Below are 3,266 nucleotides of genomic sequence, written 5' to 3' on the forward strand. Positions count from 1 at the left end.
GACGATTGAACAGCCGCCTGATCGAACCGACCGCATGGTAAGCGGTTCTTTACTGCCGGCGGGCTAGGCCGGCGATCGGACCGACAGCGGTGGGGTTGATGGAGCATTTGGGAAAAGGCGTGTTCGAAGCTGACCCTGGCGTAAACGCCGGAGCCGGCGCGACGCGCGGTCGCGACAGCCTGTTTCTGCTCGCGAAAATGCGCACGCCGGGTAATCAGCCGGTCGACGTTCGCGTCCGCAACCTGTCCGCGGGTGGGTTGATGGTGGAGCTGCCTTATCCGGTCGCGCCGGAAGGGGACGTCGAGGTCGAGGTGCGCGGGCTGGGCTGGATCGCCGGTCGCATCGCGTGGCATATCGAGGGTCGCGCCGGCGTCGCATTCGACCGCGAAATCGACCCGCAGCGTGCGCGCAAGACGCCCGGGGATGCACAGCCGACGGTGAAGCGGTTCGGCAAAAGCGCGTTCAAACGCTGATCGCGACGGCGGTCGCATGCGCCGCGTCACAAACCATCTGGACGTGCGCGAAATAGCCTGTCACAGGGGCGCCACCCACGCGGGCGTGGTGGAATTGGTAGACGCGCTAGACTCAAAATCTGGTTCTGGAGACAGAGTGTCGGTTCGAGCCCGACCGCCCGTACCACCTTCGGTGGCTTGCTTAATTACTTACCCGTGATTGATCGTCGACTGCCTGGGCAGTGAGGACGATGTTCGTTCGTTTCGCGCGGTCATATCGGTGCTTCACAACGCGACATCTGAATCGCATCACACTCGCCTTGCGTCGGTATGTGCGCGCTTCATCTGCCGCTGTCCTACACGCCGTCAGCCTGTCACAGCGATCGCGCTCTTTATCATCATTTCCGTGCGCGCCCGCGCGCAGGCGCGCGCACCTGCGTTGGGGTAAGACTCTTGTGACTTTTCAGCCGATGCCGAGGTCCGCAGGGCCGAACGCCGCCGGGAGCAGTTCGGAGAGGCGATAGCGCGCGATCTTCTCGCCCTCAGCGCCCCCGCAATAGACCGCGACATCGCGCCCACTCATCTGCGCGGCCTCGTTGATGACCTGGCGACAGCGCCCGCACGGGCTGACCGGATCGCTGCCGGTTGCCTGTCCCTGCGCATCCATCGCGCCGCCGATCACGCCGACCGCGACCACCTCGCGCAGCCGCCCCGATGCACTCACGCTCGCGATCGCGACCGTTTCCGCGCACAGCGACAGGCCATAGCTCGCATTTTCGACATTCGCGCCGCTCACCACGCTGCCGTCGGTCAGCAGCACCGCCGCGCCGACCGCGAAGCGCGAATAGGGCGCGTGCGCGTGGCGCGCTGCCTCGCGCGCGGCGGCGATCAGCCGGGTTGCTTCATCTGACATGGTTCAGGCCTTGATGTGGAGGACGCAGATAAGGGTGAACAGGCGCCGCGCGGTGTCGAAATCGATCTCGATCTTGCCGTCCAGTCGCTCTTTCAGCAGTTCCGCCGCCTCGTTGTGGATGCCGCGCCGCGCCATGTCGACGGTCTCGATCTGCGCCGGCGTCGATTGCCGGATCGCCTGAAAGTAACTGTCGCAGATCGCGAAATAATCACGGATCGGGCGGCGGAAACGCGCGAGACCCAGGATCAGCGTCTCGATCGGCGTGTCGTCGGCGCGCTTGATCTGGATGACCAGCCGGCCTTCCTCGACCGACAGCAGCACCCGGTACGGTCCGGCATAATCGTCGGGCGTGGCGCGCTGCGGCGCGAAGTGATTCTCCTCGATCAGGTCGAAGATTGCGATCCGACGTTCCTGCTCGATATCGGCCGATCGCCACAGGATCGTGCCCTCGTCGAGTTGGATGTCGATGATCCGCGGATAGGCCATATTCGCGTCGATAGCCACGAAGCGTTCGCGCGACAACGTGTTGGCAGCAGGCGGGTTATCACCACCATTCACCGATCGCCCGGTTTCGGTGAACGCTGTGAGCGGGTATGACGCCGCAATGGCGACATTGGCATTCCCGCAGCCGACTCCGGTCGAGCCCGTTCAGCTTCCACGCAACGTCGAGGCGGAGGCGGCGATGCTCGGTGCGATGATGATCGACAATCGCCTCGCCGACGATCTGGTCGATCGGCTGGAGCCCGCGCATTTCTACGAACCCGTGCATGGCCGCGTGTTCGCCGCGATCAAGACGCTGCGCGCCGCCGATATGCTGGCGACGCCGGTTACGCTGCGCCCGATGTTCGATGCCGACGAAGGCATGAAGGAATTGGGCGGCCCAGCCTATCTCGCCAGCCTGACCGGCTCGGGCGCGGGATTGATCGGCGCGCGACAGTTCGCGCAGCAGATCTACGATCTCGCGATGCTGCGCTCGCTCGTCTCGGTCGGCCGCACGCTGGTCGACCGCGCCATGGACACCTCCGAAGAGGTCAACCCACGCGCGCAGATCGAACTCGCCGAAGAGGAATTGTTCAAGGTCGCAGCCGACGGAGCGACCGAGAACAGCATCAAGTCATTCGCGCAGGCGAGCACGATGGCCGTCAAGATGGCGGAGAAGGCGCTCAACTGGGGCGGCAACCTCTCGGGCGTCACGACGGGCCTCGACAGCGTCAACCAGAAGATCGGCGGCCTGCACCATTCCGATTTGATGATCCTCGCCGGGCGTCCTGGCATGGGCAAGACCTCGCTCGCGACCAACATCGCGTTCAACGCGGCGCAGCGCTGGATGCACGACATGCGCGACGGCATCCCGCCGTCGAAGTCGGTCGGCGCCAAGGTCGCGTTCTTCAGCCTGGAAATGTCGGCCGATCAGCTCGCCACGCGCATCCTCGCCGAACAGTCACGCATCTCCTCGGAAGCGCTGCGCATGGGCAAGATCAGCAAGCAGGAGTTCGAGCAACTCGCCGCCGCCGCCGCCGAGCTGGAGAACCTGCCGCTCTTCATCGACGACACCGGCGGGCTCTCGATCGGCTCGCTCCACACCCGCGTGCGTCGCCTTCAGCGGCGGCACAACAACGAAATCGGACTGGTCGTGATCGACTATCTCCAGCTTCTGTCGGGGTCGGGCAAATCGTCGGACGGCAACCGCGTGCAGGAAATTTCCGAAATCAGCCGCGGATTGAAGACGCTGGCGAAGGACATGAACGTGCCCGTGCTCGCGCTGTCGCAGCTCAGCCGCGCGGTCGAGCAGCGCGAGGACAAGCGCCCGCAGCTGTCCGACCTGCGCGAATCGGGCTCGATCGAGCAGGACGCCGACATGGTGTGGTTCGTGTTCCGCGAAGACTATTACGTCGCCGCCA

Annotated in this window: 4 protein-coding genes and 1 tRNA gene; 3 read left to right on the plus strand and 2 right to left on the minus strand. The window is 64.8% G+C overall.

All coding sequences use genetic code 11. From position 1 onward, the window contains the following. Positions 1-119: 119 nt before the first annotated feature. Both QZ847_RS16965 and QZ847_RS16970 read left to right on the plus strand, forming a co-directional pair. Entirely contained in the window at positions 120-473 is a 354-nt protein-coding gene (locus QZ847_RS16965; protein WP_294358920.1) for a PilZ domain-containing protein, read from the plus strand. Between the two features lie 79 nt (positions 474-552). Continuing rightward, positions 553-639 (plus strand) — tRNA-Leu (locus QZ847_RS16970). Between the two features lie 276 nt (positions 640-915). Here the strand turns inward: QZ847_RS16970 and QZ847_RS16975 are convergent. Both QZ847_RS16975 and QZ847_RS16980 read right to left on the minus strand, forming a co-directional pair. Further along, positions 916-1,365: a cytidine deaminase gene (locus QZ847_RS16975; RefSeq protein WP_294358923.1), complete on the minus strand. Its 450-nt coding sequence runs from the start codon at positions 1,363-1,365 to the stop codon at positions 916-918. A 3-nt stretch (positions 1,366-1,368) separates the two neighbouring features. Beyond that, positions 1,369-1,851: a UPF0262 family protein gene (locus QZ847_RS16980; RefSeq protein WP_294358926.1), complete on the minus strand. Its 483-nt coding sequence runs from the start codon at positions 1,849-1,851 to the stop codon at positions 1,369-1,371. Between the two features lie 118 nt (positions 1,852-1,969). Between QZ847_RS16980 and QZ847_RS16985 the strand changes: the two genes are divergently transcribed. Further along, positions 1,970-3,266: replicative DNA helicase (locus QZ847_RS16985; RefSeq protein ID WP_294358929.1), on the plus strand; the 1,297-nt coding region annotated here is incomplete at its 3' end.

The sequence above is a fragment of the uncultured Sphingomonas sp. genome (genome assembly GCF_913778135.1).
Taxonomy (GTDB): Bacteria; Pseudomonadota; Alphaproteobacteria; order Sphingomonadales; family Sphingomonadaceae; genus Sphingomonas.